The organism is Lactiplantibacillus sp. 30.2.29, from assembly GCF_018991255.1.
GTDB lineage: Bacteria > Bacillota > Bacilli > Lactobacillales > Lactobacillaceae > Lactiplantibacillus > Lactiplantibacillus pentosus.
On the sequence record NZ_JAGYGU010000020.1, the window covers coordinates 1 to 23,500 of the forward strand.

At 47.8% G+C, this 23,500-nt stretch carries 18 protein-coding genes and 2 pseudogenes; 5 read left to right on the plus strand and 15 right to left on the minus strand.

The window, feature by feature from the left end; translation table 11 throughout:
- Window positions 1–83 precede the first annotated feature (83 nt).
- From KGF65_RS11445 to KGF65_RS11470, 6 genes are all read right to left on the minus strand, one after another.
- Window positions 84–395 carry a hypothetical protein gene (locus tag KGF65_RS11445; protein WP_159255839.1) on the minus strand — a complete coding sequence of 104 codons (312 nt, stop codon included), beginning with the start codon at window positions 393–395 and terminating at the stop codon, window positions 84–86.
- Between the two features lie 23 nt (window positions 396–418).
- Window positions 419–838 carry a hypothetical protein gene (locus KGF65_RS11450; RefSeq protein ID WP_027822990.1) on the minus strand — a complete coding sequence of 140 codons (420 nt, stop codon included), beginning with the start codon at window positions 836–838 and terminating at the stop codon, window positions 419–421.
- 146 nt (window positions 839–984) lie between these two features.
- Window positions 985–2,379: a virulence-associated E family protein gene (locus KGF65_RS11455; RefSeq protein WP_216748529.1), complete on the minus strand. Its 1,395-nt coding sequence runs from the start codon at window positions 2,377–2,379 to the stop codon at window positions 985–987.
- Window positions 2,379–3,179 (minus strand): bifunctional DNA primase/polymerase, encoded by an 801-nt coding sequence (locus KGF65_RS11460; protein ID WP_216748530.1) that lies wholly within the window; start codon window positions 3,177–3,179, stop codon window positions 2,379–2,381. Before KGF65_RS11460 ends, KGF65_RS11455 begins: the two co-directional genes overlap by 1 nt.
- Entirely contained in the window at window positions 3,176–3,394 is a 219-nt protein-coding gene (locus tag KGF65_RS11465) for a hypothetical protein (RefSeq protein WP_061468359.1), read from the minus strand. The genes KGF65_RS11460 and KGF65_RS11465 overlap by 4 nt, the downstream gene beginning before the upstream one ends.
- 282 nt (window positions 3,395–3,676) lie before the next feature.
- Window positions 3,677–3,856 (minus strand): helix-turn-helix domain-containing protein, encoded by a 180-nt coding sequence (locus KGF65_RS11470; protein WP_003643619.1) that lies wholly within the window; start codon window positions 3,854–3,856, stop codon window positions 3,677–3,679.
- Between the two features lie 139 nt (window positions 3,857–3,995).
- On the opposite strand from KGF65_RS11470, the gene KGF65_RS11475 reads away from it, so the two are divergent.
- Both KGF65_RS11475 and KGF65_RS11480 read left to right on the plus strand, forming a co-directional pair.
- The gene (locus tag KGF65_RS11475) at window positions 3,996–4,649 is read left to right on the plus strand and encodes a helix-turn-helix transcriptional regulator (protein ID WP_015640735.1); all 654 of its coding nucleotides are present in this window, start codon (window positions 3,996–3,998) and stop codon (window positions 4,647–4,649) included.
- A 78-nt stretch (window positions 4,650–4,727) separates the two neighbouring features.
- Window positions 4,728–5,882, plus strand: coding sequence for a site-specific integrase (locus tag KGF65_RS11480; protein ID WP_003643617.1), 1,155 nt, complete (start codon window positions 4,728–4,730; stop codon window positions 5,880–5,882).
- Between the two features lie 440 nt (window positions 5,883–6,322).
- On the opposite strand, the gene KGF65_RS11485 is transcribed toward KGF65_RS11480, so the two are convergent.
- Window positions 6,323–6,544 carry a hypothetical protein gene (locus KGF65_RS11485; protein ID WP_003637293.1) on the minus strand — a complete coding sequence of 74 codons (222 nt, stop codon included), beginning with the start codon at window positions 6,542–6,544 and terminating at the stop codon, window positions 6,323–6,325.
- Between the two features lie 88 nt (window positions 6,545–6,632).
- Entirely contained in the window at window positions 6,633–6,833 is a 201-nt protein-coding gene (locus tag KGF65_RS11490; RefSeq protein ID WP_003637292.1) for a cold-shock protein, read from the minus strand.
- A gap of 200 nt (window positions 6,834–7,033) precedes the next feature.
- On the opposite strand from KGF65_RS11490, the gene KGF65_RS11495 reads away from it, so the two are divergent.
- From KGF65_RS11495 to pgmB, 3 genes are all read left to right on the plus strand, one after another.
- The gene (locus tag KGF65_RS11495) at window positions 7,034–7,477 is read left to right on the plus strand and encodes a pyridoxamine 5'-phosphate oxidase family protein (protein WP_003637291.1); all 444 of its coding nucleotides are present in this window, start codon (window positions 7,034–7,036) and stop codon (window positions 7,475–7,477) included.
- A gap of 384 nt (window positions 7,478–7,861) precedes the next feature.
- Window positions 7,862–10,582 carry a glycoside hydrolase family 65 protein gene (locus KGF65_RS11500; protein WP_101872569.1) on the plus strand — a complete coding sequence of 907 codons (2,721 nt, stop codon included), beginning with the start codon at window positions 7,862–7,864 and terminating at the stop codon, window positions 10,580–10,582.
- 17 nt (window positions 10,583–10,599) lie between these two features.
- Entirely contained in the window at window positions 10,600–11,277 is a 678-nt protein-coding gene (gene pgmB / locus KGF65_RS11505; RefSeq protein WP_050338047.1) for a beta-phosphoglucomutase, read from the plus strand.
- A 1,021-nt stretch (window positions 11,278–12,298) separates the two neighbouring features.
- On the opposite strand, the gene KGF65_RS11510 is transcribed toward pgmB, so the two are convergent.
- From KGF65_RS11510 to glgB, 7 genes and pseudogenes are all read right to left on the minus strand, one after another.
- Window positions 12,299–13,066 carry a Cof-type HAD-IIB family hydrolase gene (locus tag KGF65_RS11510; protein ID WP_101872568.1) on the minus strand — a complete coding sequence of 256 codons (768 nt, stop codon included), beginning with the start codon at window positions 13,064–13,066 and terminating at the stop codon, window positions 12,299–12,301.
- Between the two features lie 337 nt (window positions 13,067–13,403).
- The gene (locus KGF65_RS11515; RefSeq protein ID WP_216748531.1) at window positions 13,404–15,221 is read right to left on the minus strand and encodes a glycoside hydrolase family 13 protein; all 1,818 of its coding nucleotides are present in this window, start codon (window positions 15,219–15,221) and stop codon (window positions 13,404–13,406) included.
- Between the two features lie 16 nt (window positions 15,222–15,237).
- Window positions 15,238–17,640: pseudogene (locus tag KGF65_RS11520) on the minus strand (glycogen/starch/alpha-glucan phosphorylase).
- A 19-nt stretch (window positions 17,641–17,659) separates the two neighbouring features.
- Window positions 17,660–19,098 (minus strand): annotated as a pseudogene (gene glgA, locus KGF65_RS11525) (glycogen synthase GlgA).
- Entirely contained in the window at window positions 19,091–20,263 is a 1,173-nt protein-coding gene (gene glgD, locus KGF65_RS11530) for a glucose-1-phosphate adenylyltransferase subunit GlgD (RefSeq protein ID WP_101872565.1), read from the minus strand. The pseudogene glgA and the gene glgD overlap by 8 nt, the downstream one beginning before the upstream one ends.
- Window positions 20,260–21,399: a glucose-1-phosphate adenylyltransferase gene (locus KGF65_RS11535; protein WP_003637282.1), complete on the minus strand. Its 1,140-nt coding sequence runs from the start codon at window positions 21,397–21,399 to the stop codon at window positions 20,260–20,262. Before KGF65_RS11535 ends, glgD begins: the two co-directional genes overlap by 4 nt.
- Complete coding sequence (glgB, locus tag KGF65_RS11540; protein WP_216748532.1) at window positions 21,389–23,296, minus strand: 1,4-alpha-glucan branching protein GlgB; 1,908 nt, start codon at window positions 23,294–23,296, stop codon at window positions 21,389–21,391. Before glgB ends, KGF65_RS11535 begins: the two co-directional genes overlap by 11 nt.
- Between the last annotated feature and the right edge of the window lie 204 nt (window positions 23,297–23,500).

A 23,500-nucleotide genomic window follows, 5' to 3' on the forward strand; every position in this document is an offset into this window, starting at 1 on the left:
TAGTAATGTTTTCACCAGTGTTATTATTGAACCCTGACATTTTCTCAACGCCAAACTGTACCCGCTTATTTAGTCGACTTAGATTATAGTTCTTCATTGCTACCACCTAACAATCCTGATTTGGGGTTATTGAACCAATCTAGTACCGCTTGGCTTTCCTCTTTGCGTAAGTCTGTTAGTGCCGGATTACCATTTTCTTGATACTGAACAATTGCCACGAAATCAGGCTCTTCGGCAAAATTGTCTTTTGTATTTCGCACAAATTGATAAATATTAAGAACTACCACTTCACTCCCATTTCGTAAATATAAATGTTCATGTTGGTTAGGTTCCCGAGTAACGAATAACTCACATTGCCCCATCTTATTGTCACAGTCAATCATTCTAATTTTCATTATAGTTAGATCCTTTCTATATATTAATCATCTAATTGTTCCAACATCTTGTACGCATTTTTGCGTTGTTCTTCATCGCTTAAAGGATTATTCAAAACTTGGCTTGAAACGTTTCGGATAACGTAGGCGTCAGCTAACCAACCTTGACTTGATTTCTTAAAGTGATCGTCACTAAATTGTGCATATATGGGGTACATGAGTTTTAAGTCTCTTACAGTTTCTGGCTCATATTCTCCATCTTCATTTGGGGCAAAGTTCCCAACCAATCCTTTATCTTTTGCTTTTTGAGTTGGCTCACCATTTTGATCTAAAGCACCTTCTTTAATCAAGGCTCTGTAAATACACGATTTTAATTCATTAACTCTATTTGAGACAATTGGCCCATATTGTTTAACGTAAATGTCAAAAGCTTGCTCAACTAAACTTGGATAAATTACTTTCATTTTTCATTTTCCTCCTGTACTGGAAATGTTTGTTTTAACGTGGTCCACGTGGTCCGGTGGTCCAAACGTTGATATATCAGCACTTCAAAGCCCCCTTGACGTGGTCCATATGGTGGTCCAACGTGGTCCACTTGGTAAATTTCTGATTAAACTTCGCGCATATACCCATGTAGACGTTGGCCATTCATTCTAATTCGTTGACTTTTCCACCCGTCCATATTGTCCATTAACAACTTAATTCGCTTAGCTTCCGAGTTTGTTCGCCCGGTTAAATAACGATCAACTGTTTTATGGAAGACAACTTCCATAATTTCCCGAGTTGTTGTTTGATTGAGCAGTTTCCGTTCATTGCTAACTTGATCTTGTAGCCACTTAGATTGCTGACTGTAGTCACTGACATAGCTTTGTTTTAAGCTGGTACTCATTTTTCCCCAATCTGTGGGAACTTCCATTGCTAAAAATTCTTCAATGGCATCTCGCATAGGGTCAACAGCTTCCGCAGCCATCTGATACGCCTTAGCCTCTTTCACGGTGGCCTGATCCAGATATAGCAGTTCGCCATTCCTAAACCAATACGCGGCCTCCGCCAATACTTGAAGTATATAATTCTCGTCCGGGTGCCATACATCTAATTTGGCCTTGTTGACCCCACATTTAATTGGATAGAAGCGCCGTTCACCGGTCGCGTCCTTTAAATAGTCGGTTTGGTTAGTCGTGCCAATAAATACGCATTTACGCGGGTGTGGCAACGCATAGCGGCCGTAACTATTCCGATATGTGTCGGATTGTGCACTAATAAAATTTTTAATTCCCTCAACGTCCGTTTTTTTCATAGCGGAAAGCTCGGCAACTTCAATAATCCAACTACCTTGTAACTGTTGATAATCGTCTTTCTGTTTCCCCATTCCTTTCAACGAATCATTGAATTTATCCGGGTATAGATTCTTACCAGCCGTACTCTTGCCAAGTCCTTGGCTTCCCTCTAAGATAGGGACAATTTCAAACTTAACTCCGGGAACATAGGCCCGGGCAATAAGACCAGTTAGCCATTTCTTAGTGATGGTGCGGGTGTAGTGATTATCTTCGGCACCTAAGTAATCAATGAAATAACGTTCAGCACGTGGCTGGCCGTCCCATTCTACCGCTTCAATACGAGCCTTAACCGGATTGATTGTCTTGCGGCGTGCTTCTGTAACTACCGCGTCGGTAATGTTTTCCTTGCTGAATAACAAGTTGTAATGATCTTCAATATAGCTTCTCAATAACGTGTCATCACTATCATTCCAAAAACCTTTTTTGAACAGTGAATTGTCTGCTTGTGGTGTTTTGACAATTTGTTCCGAGAACTCGTCAAAGACAACTAGTCCTTTCAACATTTCGTCATGTTCCATAATTAAACGGATATTGTAAAGAGACTGTGTTTTGATCCCATCGTCCGAATTTTTTTTGAAATCATTCTGCCAATCAGCGTCACGTTGCATTTTGATAACATTATTGGCTGCTTCTCGGGTCTCTGCTGGTAAATCCATTGCTTTGCCCATTAATGAACCCCCTTACTCTCTCGTTTTAAAATGGATTGAAAAATAACATTAACTTCCTTGATTGGTAGTGCCGGATCAACGAACGAATCATTGATCACTGACAGCATGTTATAGACTGTCTTGGGACTAGCACCGACGCCAAACATACGACCGGCAATTTTAGTTAACCAAGCATTGCGATTACCTTGGGTTGTCCCAGTTACCATTTCATCTAACAAGCGACCGGTATACTTCTTTTGGCATGTAGCATAGGCGCGTTCTGACGGCCAGTTCACTTTTTGCCCCGTCAACTTATCAACTAACCATCGAGGAGCCGGCTTAACATCCGCCAATGTTCTACCATCTAAGGGTTGATACTGCTTGCCGTTAATCTCGCTTGGTGCGATCACCGTGAAGTCGCTTAACAAGTCAATCCCAGGCCAAACGTCAATTTTGCGAACCTTATCACCGGTATACTTAAAGAAGTAATGAAGACCACCACCAGCGGTCTTTTCAATGTACGTATCTGGCGAAAGTGTCTTGCCTTGACGCTGTAATTTCATCAGGCTATCTTTTCCATTCTTAGTAGAATCATGAATATCAACATCAACTACCAATAAGTGGGACGTGTCTAATCGCAAGCCTAAGTTATAATACGGGCTATTTTTAAACCATGCGAAGATGGTGTTCTGGTCACTAGTTGCGTCTTTATAGCCCGCCACCCCTTTGGGTGGCTTCTTCGTATTCTCAATCAGTGGGTAAACCGTATAGCCTTGCTGGGCCAGCTCAATTGCTTTATCAAGCGTTGCGAACTCTTTCATTGTTCATCACCGCCAAACGTATTAAGATCATCAATATCTGTATAGTGATTTTCTGCATATTGCTTTATGACAGTGATTAGTCCACTCAATTTTTCGGAATGATCAATATTTTTATTAACGAAGTAGTCATAGACAAAATCATCTAAAGCATCTATTGAAGTTACGAGTGATCCAGCCTCAAACACTAGTTCATCTAAATCTTTAGTTTTCTTCATTACAAATTCCCTTCATATAACCGTGCTAACGTGTTAAAATAAGGGAAAGCATATTTTTGATTATTTCTTTCTGACCTACTACCGTCCAAAGTAAAGTAGGTCTTTTTTGTATGCTCTCCCATGCGACTGACCTCACATTCCAAAATACCGACGTGGGTTCTTGATTAACTTAACCACCACGTTGCCGACAAACGACACAATTATAAATTTGATTGCCCATAAGATTGCTGTTGCCATCATGAAATCACCTCCTTAAAATTATTCTGCCCCCGCATGGTGCAATTAAATTGTTTTTGAGGCTAAATATTTATCTAGCTCTTTGCGTTCAATACGTTTTAGTCTACCAATGCTAGTTACCTTTAAACCGTCATTAATCATCTTGTAGACTGTATTCACACTACCAATATGAAGTTCTTCCATCACTTGCTGGTATGTAAGCCAACTTTTTTCTGTGCTGTTCATATAAATTCACCCCCTCTCGATTACATTTAAACAGTAACATAAATTACTGCATGGTTCAATAAAAAAATAACTATCTGCGGTTATTTTTTTTATCCTTTGCAGTCAAGTACGAGTTGTTGTATATTCTAAATATAAGGAAGTGATTGTTTTGATTAAAATAGATTTGAAAAAGCTGGCAAAATCGAAAGGTTTTACTCTGACAGACATTTCAAAGGCTACTGGTATTTCAATGAACACACTATCAGTATTAGGCAGAAACGTGTCAACAGGTATCCAATTCGATACCCTTGATAAAATATGTCGCTTTTTAACCTGTACACCGAATGATATAATCAAGGTTTTACCTGATGATTATATAGTTCAAGTGCCCGCCCAAAAAAGCAAAAACGACGCAATATATGCTATAGGGGTAAAAGAAACAGTCATACACAAATCAATTGTCGAAAATTCTATGTATAATGCTGATGCCGAAGAAAACATTTTTCATGTAAAATTAATTTCATATACTGATAATGAAGCAATCTTTTTTGTTGGCTTGCCAGTTGGTAGTGGTTTTTTAAATACACCAACCGAGTCGGAAGAGAAAACCACAAAATGGCTAGTGTCACTCAACGAAAGAAATCGAGCTTCCATTAGTAAACAAGCTACTGGGATATATTTAGAAAATTATTGGAATAAAAAAATAGCTCTTCCCCAAAAAGTCTCTATTGTATTTAACGTCCCCAATCAAGGAAGCGTATATAGCTTTACATTGCACGAAAAAGATAATCATGTTTTATTGGAAGATCATTAATAACTATGTTTGAGTATTAATATGATTTTTCTCTACATAACACTGCCCCCGCACGGTACGTTATGGAGGAAATTATAAATGGCAACAATCAAGAAATATCAGGACAAGGACGGGAATACCCGTTATCAGTTTCAAGTTTATTTAGGTGTTGATCCTCAAACTGGTAAAAAGAAGTCAACCCGGCGGCGGGGTTTTAAATCAAAAAGTGCTGCCCGTATTGCTTTATCCAGAATTGAAGTAGAGTTACAGCAAGAACCGGTTTTACCAGTTGATAACAATATTCTCTTCGTTGACGTCTATCATGAATGGTACGACCAGTATATTAATACCGTTCGTGAAAGCACTTGGGCAAGGACTGCTGGTATGTTCGATAATCACATCTTGCCGTTGTTTGGTAACAAGCGGTTACGAACCATCACCGTCAACCAGTGCCAGCGTGCTGTTAATCTATGGTTTAAAGAAGTCACGTACAATTACAAGCGTTGGTACAATTATCTGGTATCAGTCTTTGAATACGGCTTAAAACACGGCTATATCACACATAATCCAGCTAGAATGATTACAATGCCGGTCAAGCCTGATAGTTGGGGTGATAAGCCCGATAACTTCTGGGATCGCGATCAACTAAAGACGTTCTTCAAGTGCATTGACCAACAAAAAGAGCCCGAAAAGTATTGCCTCTTCCGGGTACTAGCGTTTGCAGGCGTGCGACGCGGCGAGTGTTTAGCCCTGACATGGCAAGATATTGACTTTGTCCATAAGACCTTGCGGGTTAATAAAACACTTACCCAAGGGAAACGCGGCAAGCAGATTATTCAAGCCCCTAAGACAAAAAAGGGCCGCCGCACTGTCAGCTTAGACAATACGACGGTAGAAATATTACAACGCTGGCATAAACAGCAACGTGAGTATTATTTGTTTTTAGGTTTTAATACGTTACAGCCGGATCAGTTAGTTTTTGCTAACACTAAGAACGGTTTTAAATCGCTTAATACTCCGGGTAAGTGGTTAAAGCGGATCATCACTGATTACCACCTAACCCCTAGTATTACCGTACATGGTTTTCGACACAGTCACGCCTCCGCTTTGTTTGCCGCTGGTGCCACCATTAAAGAAGTACAAACCCGATTAGGCCATGAGGACGTTGCAACAACCCTAAATGTTTACACACACGTCACTAAGGGCCAAAATCAGCAGGCGGCCAATAAGTTAGCTAATTATTTAGGCTTTTAAACTTGGCATATTCAGGCACTTTTTACCAAGTGGACCACGTTGGACCACCATATGGACCACGTCAGGGGGTCTTTGAAGTGCTGATATATCAGCGTTTGGACCACCGGACCACGTGGACCACGTTAAAACAAACATTTCCAGTTCTAGCAGGGAACTGGGTTATTTTAACACTTCATAGTAAAAGTAAGCCAATTGGTAAGCCAAAGGTAAAAAGTCTCACGTGAAACACCGCATAAGCACTGGTTTAATAGCGTTTATGTTTCAGTTGGGTTCAAACCCCTGACTGCCCATCATATAACCACACTAATCAGTTTTCACGCTGTGATAATCCACCGTGAAAGCTGATTTTTTTATACGCCCAAAAAGTGAAAGGACTGATCGCAGCCGTACAGCCGCGCCAGTCCTTTTTTGACATCAGCATCAATCCGCCAATGCTGGGTTTACTTTTCAATGTGGAAATAGCCTTCAGGTGCCTCGCTCGGCTTAGCCTGGTGCCAATGTTGGTTACTGCTTCCGTACTTGGTCGGTTGCGCATCGGGGTCCATCGCGACAAAGCGCCGCCCCACGGCATCCATAAAAATCACGACCCGCTGATACTCACGCGCAGGCGTGACCAACGTACAATTCTCATGCTTAATACCATAAACATCTACAAAATCCATCCTGACCACTTAGCTTTCTTGTTTGTCTGACGGACATCACCAACTGAAAAACCGAACCGTTAACATCAACGGTTCGGCACACTGCTAACTATTGAGGTCGAACGTTCGTCGCTTGCGGACCACGATCACCTTGTTCTTCATCATAGGTTACTTTTTGACCTTCATCTAAGGTCTTGAAACCATCCGTTTGGATCGCTGAGAAATGAACGAAGACATCGGTACCGTCTTCACCCGTAATAAAACCAAATCCCTTATCCGCGTTGAACCATTTTACCGTACCATTTTTCATTAATATAAGTCCTCTCAGAACTGACTGAAGTGGCGACAACGTTAACCCTTAGGACGACCCATCGCTGGAGTGCCCCGCGCGCTAAGTGTTTCAAGTATATCATACCTCGCCCAATTAAGGGCAAATAACGCCATGCATAACGGATGACTTTCCCCCGCAGTTCAGGCATACTAATTAGTAACAAAGGGGGGAAGCTAATCATGCAACATACCACTCGACAAGCAGCGCTCCAGATGATTCAGACAGCCCCCGTCTTCACATTAGCAACCGTTGATGCGGATGGCTATCCGACCATGGTAGCGCTGAGTCCTTTACCAATCAAACGGCGACTGGAAGAACTCTACTTCTACACCAGCCGCCAAACATCAACCACGCAAAATATTCAGAACTGTCGGCAGGCCAGCCTATTTTACTATCAACTCTCGGACTATTCGTCCATTATGTTACGCGGTAAATTGACCCTGGTCGGCAATAATGCGTTTGACCAGGATTGGCGCACGGCGCTGACCGACTTTCAGCAACAACTGGACTACAAGGACCCGGTCATTCTGCATTTTCAGACCAATTCGATCAAAATTCGTCAGATGATGACGATCGACCACCTGGAACTCATCGATCCACCCACTGATGAGCGACCGCATTAAATCTGACCCGCGCGCGCATGTACAGCGTCGTTTCGGGCGTCCGACCGCGTGTGCGCACCTCAAGATATTGCCATTATTATATTCTGAAAGCCGTCATTAGACCGTCGTTTAATGGCGGCTTTTTATGTAAAATCATCCCCGAATTAGCACTGGCCTCTACCTTGACCGTGCACCAAGTTCGCCCCGACAAGGCCACAAGCCCCCCCTTGATTCGTTCATTCACCTTCATAAGTAATGCCGCTTTCATCCCCGTAACGACGTGCTTTCAGCCGCAATATTTGCGAGGCCGCTAAAAAGAGACTAGGCTATAAGTGTACCTAATATTTTCATAGTTATAATTAAATGAATGCAATTTTTAATGACCGAACTAAGGAGTGTGAACTAATGAAACTTATTAGATTGCGAATTGAAAATGATGCGATGGACATCGCCTATCACCCGGTATCGGGACAAGAAGCGACCGTCCATTACCTAATTGCTTATAATCCTGACCAATCAATTGGTGAAAACCTGGAAAACATCAAGGTGCGCCTAGCGGGATTGAAATTTGACGCGGCAATTCTTGAGAACGGCTTATCGTACCCTTTCTCCGATACGATTGTCGGCGTGAACTATGACCGCATTGATGTCGGCTTGGCGTTAACGAACTTGCTGAACATTCCGGTCGTCAGTCAGGCCGCCGTTGAGCAACTCGGACTGGCAGCGGCCGTCAAAGCCAAGAGTGCCTACTTAAAGTGGCATCTCGACTACTACGGCCAGTACCACGGCGTCCGCAATAATGGTCAAGAAGCCATGCTGACGATTGGTAACGGCTACTTCGGGCTACGTGGCGCCTTTTTGGAAAGTCACGCGGACAAGGATAATTATCCAGGAACCTACGTTGCCGGCGTCTTCGACCAAGAAACGACGACCATCAATGACCACCAAGTCACCAACGAAGACTTAGTCAATCTACCGAACGCACAATTCATCACGTTTGGCATCGATCACCAAACGCCATTTCAACTCAATGAACACGACTTACAAGACGTTTATCGGAGCCTCGATCTAAAGACCGGGATTCTGACGACGACCAAACTCATTCAACTGGCTTCCGGCCATCAGCTCAAGATTCGCTCACAAAAGGTCGCTAACATGCAGGACTGGCACCGTTACAGCATCCGCTATCAAGTGACACCGCTCAACTTTGCCGGGAGCTTACAGATTTATTCCGAAATCGATGGCAGCGTCGTCAACAGTAATGTCAGTCGTTACAACGTTTTTGACCAGCATCACTTACAGACGATGGGCATCGAGACTGCGGCCAATACCGTTTTTCTCTCGGGACAAACTAAATCATCGCACATCAACTATACGATTGGTGCCCAACTGACCAGTCCCGACGTACCTGCCATCAAGAATTTCCACAGCACGCAACAATCCCAGGGCGTTCAACAAACCGTCTCGCTAGCCGTCGAAGCTGGTAAGACTTATACGTTTGATAAAGACGTCGTGATCACGACGAGCAACGTCGCTGATGACGCTCAGTTGACCCAGGTCCAAGCCGAACTCGACCAGTCCAGTTTTGACAAAACGGCAAGTGCCAGCAAGGACTATTGGGACGCAACTTGGCGGACGACCGATATCAAAGTTCGCGGCGACATTACTAGTCAGCGCCTGTTGCGGGTGAACATCTACCACAGTTTCGTTTCCGCTGCCGCCATTGAAAGTGGCCAACTAGACGCTTCCGTGGGGGCCCGTGGATTACACGGCGAGGCTTACCGTGGTCACGTCTTCTGGGATGAAATGTTCATTTTGCCGTTCTACACCTTGCACCGACCAGAATTAGCCAAACAACTCCTGTACTATCGTTACCGGCGATTACCAGCGGCTCGTAAAAATGCCCAGGCGGAAGGCTATCGCGGCGCTATGTTCCCGTGGCAATCCGCTTCAAAGGGTGACGAGCAGTCGCAATTCACCCATCTGAATCCCATCACGAAGACCTGGGATCCAGACAACAGCCGCCTACAACGCCACGTCTCGTTAGATATTGCCTACAACGTCTGGTTCTACTACCACGTCACGCAAGACCGCGACTTTCTCAATCATTATGGGATGGAATTATTGCTCTCAATTGCCGCATTTTGGATCAGTAAAGCGACCTATAATGAAGAAACTGGACGATACGATATTAGTGGCGTGATGGGTCCCGACGAATTCCACGAAAATTACCCGAACAGTACTAAGCCGGGATTGAAGAATAACGCCTATACCAATATCATGGTCGCCTGGCTCTTCGATATCATTACGAAGTTCAAAGCACAAATGCCACAGTCGGCCTTCCAACAAGCGGCTGAAGCGGCCAGTTTCGATACGGCCACTAGTCAAAAGTTGACGGATATTAGTCATCATTTGGCCTTAGAAATCAACCGTCGCGGGGTCATTGCCCAATTTGAAGGATACTTCAATCTGCCGAAACTTGATTTTCAGGCTTATCATCAAAAATACGGCGATATTGCCCGGATGGACCGCATCTTGAAGGCGGAAGATAAGACACCGGATGCCTACCAAGTCGCCAAACAAGCGGACGCCCTGATGGCCTTTTACAACTTTGACGTGCCAACGGTCCAGGGTCTGATCGAACAAATGGGGTATCAACTCCCTAAAGAGTATTTGACCCACAACATTCAGTACTACCTGGCCCGCACGACCCATGGTTCGACCCTGTCACGCATCGTTTACGCGGTCTTGAACCAGCTGGATGACAACGATGATGACGCTTGGAAACTATTCTCCGAAGCCCTCGCCTCTGATTACTATGATATTCAGGGTGGGACCACGGCAGAAGGCATTCACTTAGGCGTGATGTGTGCCACTTTAAATCTGACCACCCGCAATTTTGGTGGCGTCAGTCCCCTCGGTGAGCACCTGCAAGTCAATCCGCAGTTGCCAGACCACTGGCAGACTTTGAAATTCAAGCATCTGTTCCGTGGTATCCACTACGTCTTTGTCATTGACCATCAGCGCGTCACCGTCACCGCTGATCAACCAAGCACGATCATTATCGGCAAGCAATCGTACCAATTACAAGCTAAGAAACCACTGTCAGTCACTTATGCCAGTTAAATTAGGAGGAAAAAACGATGGTTGAATTTGCAGCAATCAAAGGATTTGTCTTCGATCTCGATGGCGTCATCACGGATACGTCGGTCTTTCATAGTCAGGCTTGGCATCAAATTGCGGACAAGGTCGGCGTAAGTTGGGATGACCAGTTGGCCGACGCGCTCAAAGGTATCAGCCGGATGGATTCACTGAACTTGATTTTAGCCCGTGGGCATCGAGAAAATGACTTCACCCCTGACCAAAAAGCCGCGTTAGCTGCCGAAAAGAACACTAATTATCTCGCACTGGTCAATCAAATGACGCCCGCTAACATTTTGCCAGGCATCACTGATTTCTTAGCAGAATTGCAAGCCCATGGTTATGCCATGTCGCTGGCTTCAGCCTCTAAGAATGCGCCACTAGTGTTGAGCAAATTAGGCCTGGGGCACTACTTCACCAAGGCCGTTGATCCCGCCACGCTAACGCATGGTAAACCAGATCCAGAAATCTTCCGGCGCGGCGCTGAAATTTTGAATCTGAGCCCCGCTGAATGTATCGGGGTCGAAGATGCGGCTGCCGGCGTCCAATCCATCAACGGCGCCGGCGAAACATCGATTGGTATCGGTGACCCCACCGTGTTAGCTGCCGCCGACATCAACTTCACCGACACCACCCAATTGACCTTAGCCAATATTCAGTCACAACTGGTTACGGCCTGATTACTGCCTGAATGCCAATTTAATTAGTCTCTGTTTTCAACGTTCGCATCAAAGTAGCTTGATGCGGGCGTTTTTTTATTGGGCACATTAGCCGGATTTTGGTATCTGACTTAGTGATTAGTAGGATTCCTGTTCGTCAGCCGATGCGCGCCCGATTCCGACTTCCGGGGCCGGCTGACAATTGCTGGAACGTAAGCCGACATCGATTTGAACTCACGCAGAAGACCACTGCGCAATTTCAAATACGAGTCTTATTCTAAGCCGGAAGAACCCCACTTCCAGCTAAGAATAATTTGGCTACTGAGCATTGTCCGGCGGGCCGGACAGTCGGGAACCCACTCAAATGGCGGATGAACGGCCACCTATCTGGGTGCAATTGACCATTGAATATTAGGTGGATGATCCTTCAGAAAAAAATTTTAAATCAGTATTTATGATGGTTTACGGTATTTAAATGCTGACAAGACGACTTGAAGATTACTGGCTAGCGTCAGGGAAACCAGTCCTGAGATTAGACGCTAGAGTTGTTATTAGTGCAGAATTCAGAGTTTTACTCTCTTAGATGACTCAAAAATGTTGGCGAGATAACTTAGCTATTATTGGGAATCAGCCTTACAGTTGAAAGCCAAGATAACTGTTTACTAGGAACCAACGACCAGTCCGTCAAAAGTTGAGTCCGCAAATGTCTGCCTTTCGAATACTATCCAGGCTGGAGGGCATTCTGGGCAAGGCCCAGTGGTGAAATTTCACTTAGCAAGCGTCCTTTGCTTGGTTAGTGAAAGACCAGTATTTAAGACGTGGGCTGGCGGCTTAAATCTGTGTCCACCACGTTCCGGCCATTGCCCAGAATGCCTGGAAGCCGGCTTAGGACGCGGCATCCAGGCAATTTTACACTAACTCGCCCTATTTCCAGCGGTTCTAAGCTGGCGGGCTTGACTTTATGTCCTAAACCAAAAGCGACAAGCCGTCTAATCATGACGCCTTGCCGCTATTGAATTCAAACTAGTTTTGTCTCAATGCTTCAAATCAAGTCAAAGTGCTTTAGCCCCTGTGCGATCCCATCGTGCATGTTGTCGGCGGTAACGTAGGCAGCGAGCCGTTTGACGCGTGGATGACCGTTGCCCATTGCGATTGGGGTCTGGACCATGCGGAACATCTCAATGTCGTTTAATTGGTCGCCGAATGCGTAGGTCGGGACGGTCGTCAGGTGCGCTTTGGTCAAAATATCGCGGATGCCGACTGCTTTAGAAACACCCCACTGCATCGTGTCCAAGGCGCGCGGATTATTGCGAACGAAATGGAGCCGACCACGGTAGCGACGTGCATACTGCGCGGCATTCAGTGGGTCAAAAGTCAGTAAGAAATTAATGTGGCGGTGTTGGTAGAACTGCGGGTCGACCGTTGCCGTCTGATGGAGCGTTTGATAATTATCGACGGTGAGGGCATCCCGATGGCTCAACGCAAAACCGGCGTTATTATAGTAAGCCAAGGCATGCTGCTGACGATTGGCGAAGTGGGTCACATCCGCCAAGAGATCCTTATCGAGTTCGTGCGCGCTCAAAAAGTGGCCCTGATAAGCCACATAACTACCGTTGGCGCTCACGATCGAATCAATCCCAGTCTGTTGCATGATGTCGCGCACTTCAAAGACGTTGCGGCCCGTCGCAATGACTGGCAAGATGTGATTGGCTTTTAATTGTCGAATGGCCTGAATGCTACTTGGCGCCACCGTCTTGTCGTCGCGCATCAGGGTGCCATCCAAATCAAAAAATACAACTGCTTGATACACACAATTACCCCCTATAATAATTCAACGTGTGACAATCTCAGCTCACACGAAGCTGTGTACAGGTCTATTATAGGCGGGTCGTGCAAATTGAGCTGGAATTGTGCTTGAACTTTCATTCCAGCTGGCCATGCACACGTCCCACTTGGGCAATTATCAAGGCATAACAAAACACGCAGCTTTTCAAGAAAAGCTACGTGCAATCTAATACCGCAACGCAAGGATTGCTAGGATACTTTTTAACATGTCTGATCTCCATGTTATTAGCGGGGTGCTATTAAAAAGTACATCCTTAATGTACTGCAGACTAAGTTATTCAACTATCAATTTTCTGTAAAGTTCAAGTAAAGTTTTCAATAACACGACACTGTTCGCCACCAATCGTCCGGGTCACCAAGCAATGTTGAATCGCCCGTGCTAAGTCCAGCGGCAAGCCGCTTAACTTCAAGTCATGGCTGGTGACCGTCCGCGGCTCAGTCGTCACATTAATCACGACTAAGACAGTTTGGTCGCCTTGCCAGTAACTGTAGCCGATTCCGTAGTCCGCTAAGTAAAACGGCGCAAAGTGGGCCGCATTCAACCAAGGATGTTGCCGGCGCCAGTGCAGCCATTCGGTCACGAACTGCACCTGCGCTTGATCAGCGTCAGCCCACGGATAAAAGGCCCGATTGTCCGGATCCTTGCCGCCAAGCATCAGGGCTTCATCGCCGTAGTAGAGGCACGGTACTCCCGGAAGCGTCAATAGTAACTGGACCGCTAAGCGCAGCCGTTGCTGGTTCTCTTCTAGCATCGTTAGGATTCTCGGCGTATCGTGTGTCCCAATATTATTAAAATTATACTGGAAGGTCGACGCCGGATAGTTTTCCTTCAACGTCATCAGCTCCCGCCACCATTCTGCGGGGCTGAGTATGCCGTTCAACACGTGAATGATCAAGCGCCGGAGTGGGTAATTCATCACGGCGTGCAGTCCGCCGCCTTCCAGATAGTGCCGTCGTAATCCGTACGCGAGCTTGTGCGAAGCATCTTCCCAGACTTCGCCAATCAGCACTTTGTCTGGATAGCGGTCCAAAGTCCGCCGAATCCCCGCGATAAAATCATCTGGCAGTTCATCGGCCACATCCAATCGCCAGCCATCAACGCCCCGCTGCGTCCAATAGTCGATCACCGAGTCGGGTTTGCCGAAGATAAAATCCCGGTAGGTCGGGTCTTCCTTGTCGACCGTCGGCAAGTCCCGAATCCCCCACCAACTGTCATAGTTTTGCGGATAGTGAATGAAGGTAAACCACCGATAGTAGGGGCTATCCTTGGACTGCGTCGCCCCCACGGTGGGATACTTTTCAGCCTGATTAAAATACTTAGAATCCACGCCCACATGGTTGAAGACGCCGTCCAAAATCAAGCGCATCCCGGCTTGGTGCAGCGCGGTGACCAGGTCATCGAAGTCCGCTAGCGTGCCCAAGACCGGATCGATTTTCAGAAAATCACCCGTATCGTAGCGGTGATTGCTACTGGCTTCAAAAATTGGCGTCAGGTAAACGATCGTCACGTCGAGCTGTTGTAAATAAGGAATCTTCGCGCGGATGCCCCGCAGATTGCCCCCATAAAAGTCCCAGCGCAAAATCGCCCGGTGTTCATCACGAACGTACAGTGGCCGGTCGGTCAAACGACCATAGATAAAGCTATTCGCTTTCGGTGCATTGACGTGTCCATCCGCATTGCCATTATTAAAGCGGTCCACAAAAATCTGATAAGCGACGCCCTCTCGGTACCACTGGGGCAAGGTCTCGATCGCCTTTAAAATCGTCAATTGGTACATCTGAACGTGTTCTCGCAAAACGTATTGCACACCGGGGCCGCCATAGCCGCCATCGACACAGCCGTAGAACACCGTCGTGGTGGCCGTTTCGATGCGAAAGTAATAGAAGTAGAGCCCCACCTGAGTTGGGATAAACGTCGTCGTGTAGGTCGTTGGACTCACGGGTCGCAGCGGTAGCGTGGCCTCGTCATCCCACTGGCCATCATGCGCCACACACAAGTCGACCTGTTTGACCGGCGTGACACTTTGAATGCCGATGGTGAATTGGACGGGCGTCTGTTGGGTGACCGCGCCAAAGGGTGTCTTGTATGTCGGTAAAAACGAGTTATACGTGACCTGCATTGTCACCCTTCCTTTCTTAATTCAGCCGCTCGTGCGGCACTTGCCAAATATCGTCCGCATACCGGGCGACGGCCAAATCAGCGGCAAAGTGCCCGGAGGCCGCGATGTTGGCTAGTGACCGTTGTTGCCAGGTCGGCTGGTCTTGAAAATCACGACTGATTTGTTGTTGTTGCGTGACGTACGCGCGATAATCCGCCAAGACAAAGAATTCATCGTTGTACCGCAGTAGTGAATCGTAAATCTCGCGGCCGACCGTTGGAATTCCTGGAATCGTGCCATCGACTAAGCTGTCCAAAATGCGTTTTAATTCTGGATCAGCCTGGTAAAAGTCCGCTGCGTGATAATTGCCACGATGGTAGTAGTCATAGACCTCGTCCACTTTCAGACCGAACGGATACTCATTCTCCGCTCCGGCCGCTTGGATAATGTCGATGTTAGCACCATCATAAGTCGCCAGCGACAGCGCGCCATTCGCCATCAACTTCATATTGCTGGTCCCTGACGCTTCCTTAGAGGCGGTCGAGATCTGCTCGCTCACATCCGCGGCGGGAATGATCAACTCAGCGATAGACACGCCATAGTTCGGAATGAAGACCACTTTCAACCGGTCCCCGATGGCCGGATCCTGATTGACTAGGTCCGCCACCACGTTGATCAGCTTGATAATTGCCTTGGCATAGTGGTAACTCGGGGCTGCCTTAGCGCCAAAAACGTGCACCCGCGGGACGAACGGTGCTTGCGGATGGTCCTTGAGTTCAAAATACTCCCGGAGAATCTCAAACACGTGCAGTAGTTGCCGTTTATAGGCGTGCAGTCGTTTGATTTGGACGTCATAGATGGCATCGGTCCTGATTTTGATGCCCATCGTCCGCTGTACATACGCTGCCAAAGCCTGTTTATTAATCTGTTTGACTTGTCCTAATTGGTGCAAAAAGTGATCGTCTTGTTGATACGGCAGTAACGTCTGCAACAAATCAGGCTGTCGCCGCCAATCCGTGCCGATCGTCTGATCGATCAGGTGTGCTAAGGGTTGGTTGGCAAGTTGGACTCAGCGCCGAGTCGCAATCCCGTTCGTCTTGTTATTAAAACGTTCGGGATAAACTTGATACAGTCCCCGTAACACGTCCGTCTTCAGTAGCTCGGTATGCAACGGTGCGACCCCGTTAACGCTGTGGCTACCAATCACTGCCAAGTAGGCCATCCGCACCTGACCATTGCCCAAAGGCGCCGTCTGATCGACCAGTGCCTTGCCAAAAATGGGCGTCTGTTGTTCCCGATAACGCCGGTCGATCTCCACGATAATCTGGTAGATTCGTGGTAACAGGCCCTTAAACATGTCGATTGGCCACGTCTCTAAAGCCTCCTGTAAAATCGTATGGTTGGTATAACTCATCACTTGGGTCGTCAACGTCCATGCCACGTCCCAGGTGCAGTGATGCTCGTCCATGAGTAGCCGCATCATTTCCGGAATGACGAGCGTCGGATGGGTATCATTGATGTGAATCGCGACCTTTTTGCCAAGATTGCGTAAGCCATGATGACTCGCACAAAAGTCCCGGACGATACTTTGCACACCAGCGGATGAGAAAAAGTATTCTTGGCGCAGTCGCAGCTGTTGTCCGGCTGAATTGGAGTCATCCGGATAGAGCACTTTGGTAATATCGCTGATGCGGTCCCGTTGTTCCTGCGATGAATAACTTTCAGACGCACTAGGTGGCAGTTCTGCCGACCATAAACGCAAGGTGTTCGTGATGTCATTGTGGTAGCCGACGATGCCGACGTCATAGGGAACGGCTAAGACATCATCCGTATTTTCATACTGTGGCTGGAGACTGCCATCAGGTTGCGGCTGGAGCCAGACGTTGCCGCCGAATTGAACGAGGCAACTCTTATTATCACGGCGCGTCTCCCAGACATTACCGTGATGTAACCAATCATCGGGCAATTCGACTTGGTAGCCGTCCATAAAGACTTGTTTGAATAAGCCATAGCGATAGCGGATGCCGTTACCATTACCCGCGATTTTCAAACTAGCCATCGCATCCATGTAACAAGCTGCTAATCGCCCTAAACCGCCGTTACCCAGTGCGGGGTCGGGTTCCGCTCGGCTGATGGTCTCGAAATCTAAGCCCAACTCTTTTAACCCTTTTTTGACCGTATCCAGTAAATTCAAGTTCAGCAGGTTAGAAGCCAGGAGTCGACCTGGCAAAAATTCGATAGAGAAGTAATAGACTTGTTTTTGATGCTGGTCGCGATACAGTTTCGCCGTCCGCGTCCAGCTTTGACTGTTGTAACGCCGGACTAACTGCCCGAGCGCAATAAACTGGCCGATCGTTGACGTGTCATTCAGTGCTGTCGAATACAGCGTCTCAATTTCACTTAAAAAATCTTTCTTAAACTGTGCGCACGTTAATTTCAAACTCACACCCCCACTAAACCTAACGCATTAACTTCAAATAGGTCGTTCGGTACTGTTGCGCCGACCGTTCCCAGCCAAAATCACAGGTCATCGCCTGATGTTGTAACTGTCGCCAGATTTGCGGGTCGTGCCGATATAAGTTCACGGCGACCGTCAGCATCTTGCGGAACACTTCTGGTCGGTAATCATCGAAGCTAAACCCCGTGCCCTGACCAGTATATTGATTATATGGCAGCACCGTATCGCGCAACCCACCGACCGCGTGCACGACTGGCAGACTCCCATAATGCATCGCCATCATTTGCGATAAGCCACAGGGTTCGAAGGCTGACGGCATCAAGAAGAGGTCACTAGCCGCGTAGATTTGCTGAGCTAGCTGCGTATCAAACTGAATCGCGGCCACCACTTTTTGCGGGTACGCCTGTTGATAGGTCCGCCAGGCTTGTTCGAGCGCCGGCTCACCGGTTCCCAGCACGACTAATTGCACATCTTGGCGCTGCAAGAAGGGATTTAATGAATCGAGCAACAGATCAATCCCCTTTTGCCGTGTCAGCCGTGAGATGACGGCCAATAGTGGGACATTTTTTCAGGTAAGCCGAGACGCCGTTGCAACGCCCGTTTGTCCAATCGCTTCGACTTTAAGTCCTTGACCGTATAATTGACCTTTAACGCCGGGTCAGTCGCTGGATCATAGACCTGGGTGTCGATGCCATTCAAGATGCCGCTCAGCTTATGCCGATTGGCCCGCAAGACCCCGTCCAGGTGCTCGCCAAACGCCGGGGTCTGAATCTCCTGCGCATAGGTCGGTGAGACGGTATTGACGGCATCCGCAAAGTTAATGCCACCCTTCAGCCAGTTCACACGGTCATAGAAGGCGACCCCCGACTCGGTATACGTCTCGGTCCCGATGTGAAATAGGCTATCTAAGATGATCGGGTCATAAATGCCCTGAAATTGTAAATTGTGAATCGTCAGCAGCGTCTTGATATCGCGATAGGCTTCGATCCAGTAGTACTTCTCGGCAAGTAAGACCGGGATAAACGCGGTGTGCCAGTCGTTGAGTTGCAAAATGTCTGGAATGTAATCGATGCGTTCCATCATTTCACAAATCGCCATCTGGAAAAAGGCGAAGCGTTCGCCGTCATCCCAGTAACCGTATAGGCCGTCGCGGCCAAAGTAGTCTAAATTATCAATTAAATAATATTGAACGTGCGCCACCGTCAGCGTCTTAACGCCACAATACATCGCGTGGGCGCCCACCTGAACGGTAAAGTGCGTCACCGGTTTTAGCTGCTGCTGATACTCAGCTGGCATCCGCCGGGGATAGTAGGGAATCACGACCCGCGTCTCGACACCTTCTGCTTGTAACGCACGCGGCAGGGCCATGCTGACGTCACCCAGTCCCCCTGTTTTATAAAAGGGGGCCGATTCTGCCGCTGCAAATAACACCCTAGTCATTGACCGCCACCTCCGCTTGCTGAAAGACGCGCTGGCCCTTGCTGATAATTAACGGTGCAGTTGGCGTGCCTTTGAGTACCAGGTTAGGCCCAATCACGGCATCCTTATCAATAATGACATTTTCGAGCTTACAGCCAGCTCCGATCCGGGCGCCTTGCATAATGATGGCATTCTTGACTTGGGTATCGCGATTGACCAGAACATCTCTGAAAATAACGGAATGCGTGATTTGACCCTCGATGTAACCACCCGTTCCGCAGAGGCTGTCACGACACAGTGAGCCCGTCGCAAAGAAGGTTGGAATCTCGTTTTTGACCTTGGTATAGATTCGCCGTGAACTGTAGAACAGCGCCCGGAAGTTGGCTTCATCCAGCACGGCCATGTTGGCGGCGAAATAACTCTTTATATCATGAATATTGGCTTCAAAACCAGTGTATTCAAAGGCGTTCGCGTTGTGCTGAATCACGGCTTGGCGCATCAATTCTTCCAAACTGATCATGTCGCCGCGCTGGTTTGCAGACTGTAATAGTTCAATCAGGTCGACCGTACTCATCAGATAAATCGCCATACTTTTGGCCACTTTTTTAGTCCGCGGCCCGATTTTCGCCTTACTCATTGGCACTACCGCCGTTGCGTCACCCTTGGCGGTCAATTGTAAAATGGTGTTTTCAGGGATCAAGCTGGCCGGGTCGACCCGTTTGTAAACAGCCGTTACGGGACTATTACGTTCCTCGTGATAGCGTAACAACGCCTTCAAATCAATGTTACCGACGTTGCGAGTACTCATGACGACCGAATACTCACTCTGACTGCATTTGAGGAACTGAATCGAATTGTCGTAGTAGTGATGCAACAGCGCCGCTTTCTTCTCCGGGGCGACTAGCTTCAAATCGTTATAGGGCGATAGGAACAGTCCCCCGCGAATCGTGTTCAAGCTCCAATCACGGCCGCTTCTGAGATGGTCAGCAACGGAGCGACCAGAACGGGGCACCGTCACCATCACATTTTGAATACCGGCATTAATCACGCTTGAAAGTTGAAAATCGACTAAGCGGTACCGCCCGCCAAATGGTAGCATACCGACGGGTCGCACGGCCGTTAAGGGCTGTAACTCATCACTTGGTTCTAGTAGGTTGATAATGGCACTAACTTGTTCACGTCTCATGGCTGTTCCACCCCCATCGTTTCGTGATACCCAACGACTGCAATCTCATCATCCGTTCCGATGATTTGGGCATCATCACCAATCACTGCATCTTCCCCAATTAGTGCGTGGTCGATCACCACGTTTTTGCCAATCGTTGCGCCCGGCATGACCATACTGTCGACGATGCGACTGCCCATCCCAACGGAGACCCGCTGTGACAAGATCGAATGGTCGATCTCACCCGCGACGTAACAACTATCGACGACCATCGCGTTATTGACCTGACTCGTCTCAGTCAAAAACATCGGTGGCAAGACTTCCGCTTTAGAATAGATGCGCCAGTAACGGTCGCCAATATTCAACCGATTATGTGGCGACAAGAACTCCATGTTGGCTTTCCACAGACTCTTGATGGTCCCGACATCGCGCCAATAACCCTTAAACGCGTATGCGTAAACGGATTCATTATTGGCCAGGTAGGATGGGATGACGTTCTTCCCGAAGTCTTCCAACGACTTATCGGTCGCATAACTCTTGACGAGGTAGTCCCGGAGCGTCGGCCAGTTAAAAATGTAGATGCCCATCGAGGCTTTGTCGCTCTTGGGATGTTCGGGTTTTTCTTCAAACTCGATGATCCGGTCAGTGGCATCGGTATTCATCATGCCGAAGCGCTTCGCTTCTTCCTTAGACACCGGAATCACGCCGACCGTCAGTGACGCTTTCTTCTCCTGATGATATTTCAGCATCGCGTCATAATCCATTTTATAAATATGGTCGCCAGACAGGACGAGCAAATACTTCGGGTCCTGTTGGTCGATATATTCGATATTTTGATAAATGGCGTGCGCGGTTCCTTGGAAGAACTTCTCGCCTTCACTTGACGAATACGGCTGCAGAACAGTCACGCCACCATTCAAGCTGTCAAAGCCCCAACTAGCGCCACTGCCGATGTGCGCATTCAGCTCTAAGGGTTGATACTGCGTAATGACGCCGACCGTGTTCACGCCGGAGTTCGCACAGTTACTGAGTGTAAAATCAATGATCCGATAACGGCCACCAAACGGCACGGCTGGTTTGGCCGTATCCTTCGTTAACTTACCTAGACGGGTCCCTTGACCGCCCGCTAAAATGATTCCTAACATGTCATCTTGCATGCTTAACTCCCCCTCGCATTATTTTGACTGGTCGAATTAACAGCGCGCCCATCGCGGGTAACGTTACTGTAAAGCTGGCTGGTTGGCCGCGATACGGAATCGCGTCGGCCGTAAAGTCCATTTCGAGCTTGGTCCACGTGCCGCCAAAGGCTTGGTCTTCTGTATTGAGTAACAGTTCGTAATGACCCCGATATGGGACGCCGATGCGGTATTCGCGCCGTTCGACGGGCACAAAGTTAAAGGCCGCTACGACAAAGCTGTACTTGCGTTTGGCTTGGCGAATAAAACTCATCGTCGAGCTTTCTGGATCATCGGTATGGGTATAAATAATCCCTTCAGGCGCATGGTCGAGTTCCCATAGTGGCCGATTTTGCCGATAAACTTGGTTCAAGGTCGCGGTAAAGTGCTGCATCCGCTTATTTAACTTGTCCTTCAAGTCGACCCATTCCAAGGCACTCCAATCCCGCCATTCCAGGAACTGGCCCCATTCGGCCCCCATAAAATTCAGCTGTTTGCCTGGAAATGCCAGCATGTACGTCAGCATCGTGCGTAGATTGGCGAACTGATTGTAGCGATCGCCCGGCATTTTATGCATTAGCGACTTTTTGCCATGCACGACTTCATCGTGAGAAAACGGCAAAATGAAGTGCTCATCGAACATGTAAACAAAGGCAAAGGTCAGCAGGTTAAAGTGGTCATGGCGATAGAGCGGATCCATCATGAAGAAGTCGAGCGTATCGTGCATCCAGCCCATATTCCACTTATAGTTAAACCCCAGCCCACCGTCAGCGACCGCCCCGGTGACTTGGGGGTAAGCGGATGATTCTTCGGCAATCATCAAAACGTCTGGATGACGCGCTAGAATCGTCGTATTGAGCTTTTGCAGAAAGGCGATACCTTCGAGATTGCGATTATCACCATACTGGTTGACCTGGCCCTCACGTCCTTCGTCATAGTCGAGGTACAGCATGTTCGAGACGGCGTCGACGCGGAGCCCATCAAGGTGGCACTGGTCGAGCCAGAAGAGCGCACTTGAAATCAAAAAGCTTTGGACCTGCGTCTTACCAAGATCAAAGTTCCAAGCCCCCCAGCGCCGATTATCCGCTCGTTTCGCATCCGCATATTCAAAGGTCGGCGTCCCGTCGTACTGATACAGGGCATCGTAATTGCGAATGAAGTGGCCGGGCACCCAGTCGACTAACACGCCAATGTTAGCTTGATGGCACTGGTCGACGAACTTCAGAAAGTCATCGCGACTGCCAAACCGACTCGTCGGAGCAAAGTAACCGAGCTGCTGATAGCCCCACGAAGCATCTAATAAATGTTCCATCACGGGCATCAGTTCAATGTGCGTATACCCCAATTGTTTGACGTAGGGAATCAATTCCGTCGCCAACTCAGCATAGGTCTCATAACTATCATCCGCGTGCCGGCGCCACGAGCCTAAGTGGACTTCATAAATATTGATTGGTCGGTTGACCGCGTGTGATTTTTTCCGCCGTGCGAGCCATAAACTGTCGTGCCACACCATTGAGACGGGTTCGACGACGACGCTCGCATCGCCGGGTTTACGTTCAAACTGTTGGGCAAACGGATCAATTTTGAGCGTCACCTGACCAGTCGCGGTCGTAATTTGAAACTTGTATAAGTCCCCCGCATGGACGCCCGCGAGTTGTCCCTGCCAAATGCCGGTCGCCCCTAATAACTTCAGGCGATTCGGCTGCCAATCGTTAAAATCACCGACAACGGCGACCGCTTTTGCATGTGGCGCCCAGACGCGAAAGACCGCGCGACCTGTCGCTGCTAAGTGGCACCCGAGGTAATCCTGACTGTTAAAACCCGTGCCGGTATTAAATAAGTAACTTGCATCGTTTATTTCAGTAACTTGTTTGACCAACACCTCACACCCCCTATGTGATTAACTGAGCAGTTCCATAAAATTAATCTTATTATAAGTAGTTGATTGTCGTTTGCCTATTCTTGATAAGGTGGCCTTACATAACCCCTTCAACCGGTACAAACGCCGAAAATATAAGGATTATTATTGGTTGGTCGTCAATTCTCTGCAAACTGAGTCATGACAACTATTCGCAGTGAAGCC

Bases quoted from the DNA above. Each gene is read 5' to 3' on its own strand.
- glgD (WP_101872565.1), bottom strand. From the start codon at position 20,263: ATGAGACGTGAACAAGTTAGTGCCATTATCAACCTACTAGAACCAAGT.
- KGF65_RS11480 (WP_003643617.1), top strand. From the start codon at position 4,728: ATGGCAACAATCAAGAAATATCAGGACAAGGACGGGAATACCCGTTAT.
- KGF65_RS11515 (WP_216748531.1), bottom strand. From the start codon at position 15,221: ATGCAGGTCACGTATAACTCGTTTTTACCGACATACAAGACACCCTTT.
- KGF65_RS11490 (WP_003637292.1), bottom strand. From the start codon at position 6,833: ATGAAAAATGGTACGGTAAAATGGTTCAACGCGGATAAGGGATTTGGT.
- KGF65_RS11460 (WP_216748530.1), bottom strand. From the start codon at position 3,179: ATGAAAGAGTTCGCAACGCTTGATAAAGCAATTGAGCTGGCCCAGCAA.
- KGF65_RS11455 (WP_216748529.1), bottom strand. From the start codon at position 2,379: ATGGGCAAAGCAATGGATTTACCAGCAGAGACCCGAGAAGCAGCCAAT.
- pgmB (WP_050338047.1), top strand. From the start codon at position 10,600: ATGGTTGAATTTGCAGCAATCAAAGGATTTGTCTTCGATCTCGATGGC.
- KGF65_RS11465 (WP_061468359.1), bottom strand. From the start codon at position 3,394: ATGAAGAAAACTAAAGATTTAGATGAACTAGTGTTTGAGGCTGGATCA.
- KGF65_RS11470 (WP_003643619.1), bottom strand. From the start codon at position 3,856: ATGAACAGCACAGAAAAAAGTTGGCTTACATACCAGCAAGTGATGGAA.
- KGF65_RS11445 (WP_159255839.1), bottom strand. From the start codon at position 395: ATGAAAATTAGAATGATTGACTGTGACAATAAGATGGGGCAATGTGAG.
- KGF65_RS11535 (WP_003637282.1), bottom strand. From the start codon at position 21,399: ATGCAAGATGACATGTTAGGAATCATTTTAGCGGGCGGTCAAGGGACC.
- KGF65_RS11450 (WP_027822990.1), bottom strand. From the start codon at position 838: ATGAAAGTAATTTATCCAAGTTTAGTTGAGCAAGCTTTTGACATTTAC.
- KGF65_RS11495 (WP_003637291.1), top strand. From the start codon at position 7,034: ATGCAACATACCACTCGACAAGCAGCGCTCCAGATGATTCAGACAGCC.
- KGF65_RS11485 (WP_003637293.1), bottom strand. From the start codon at position 6,544: ATGGATTTTGTAGATGTTTATGGTATTAAGCATGAGAATTGTACGTTG.
- KGF65_RS11500 (WP_101872569.1), top strand. From the start codon at position 7,862: ATGAAACTTATTAGATTGCGAATTGAAAATGATGCGATGGACATCGCC.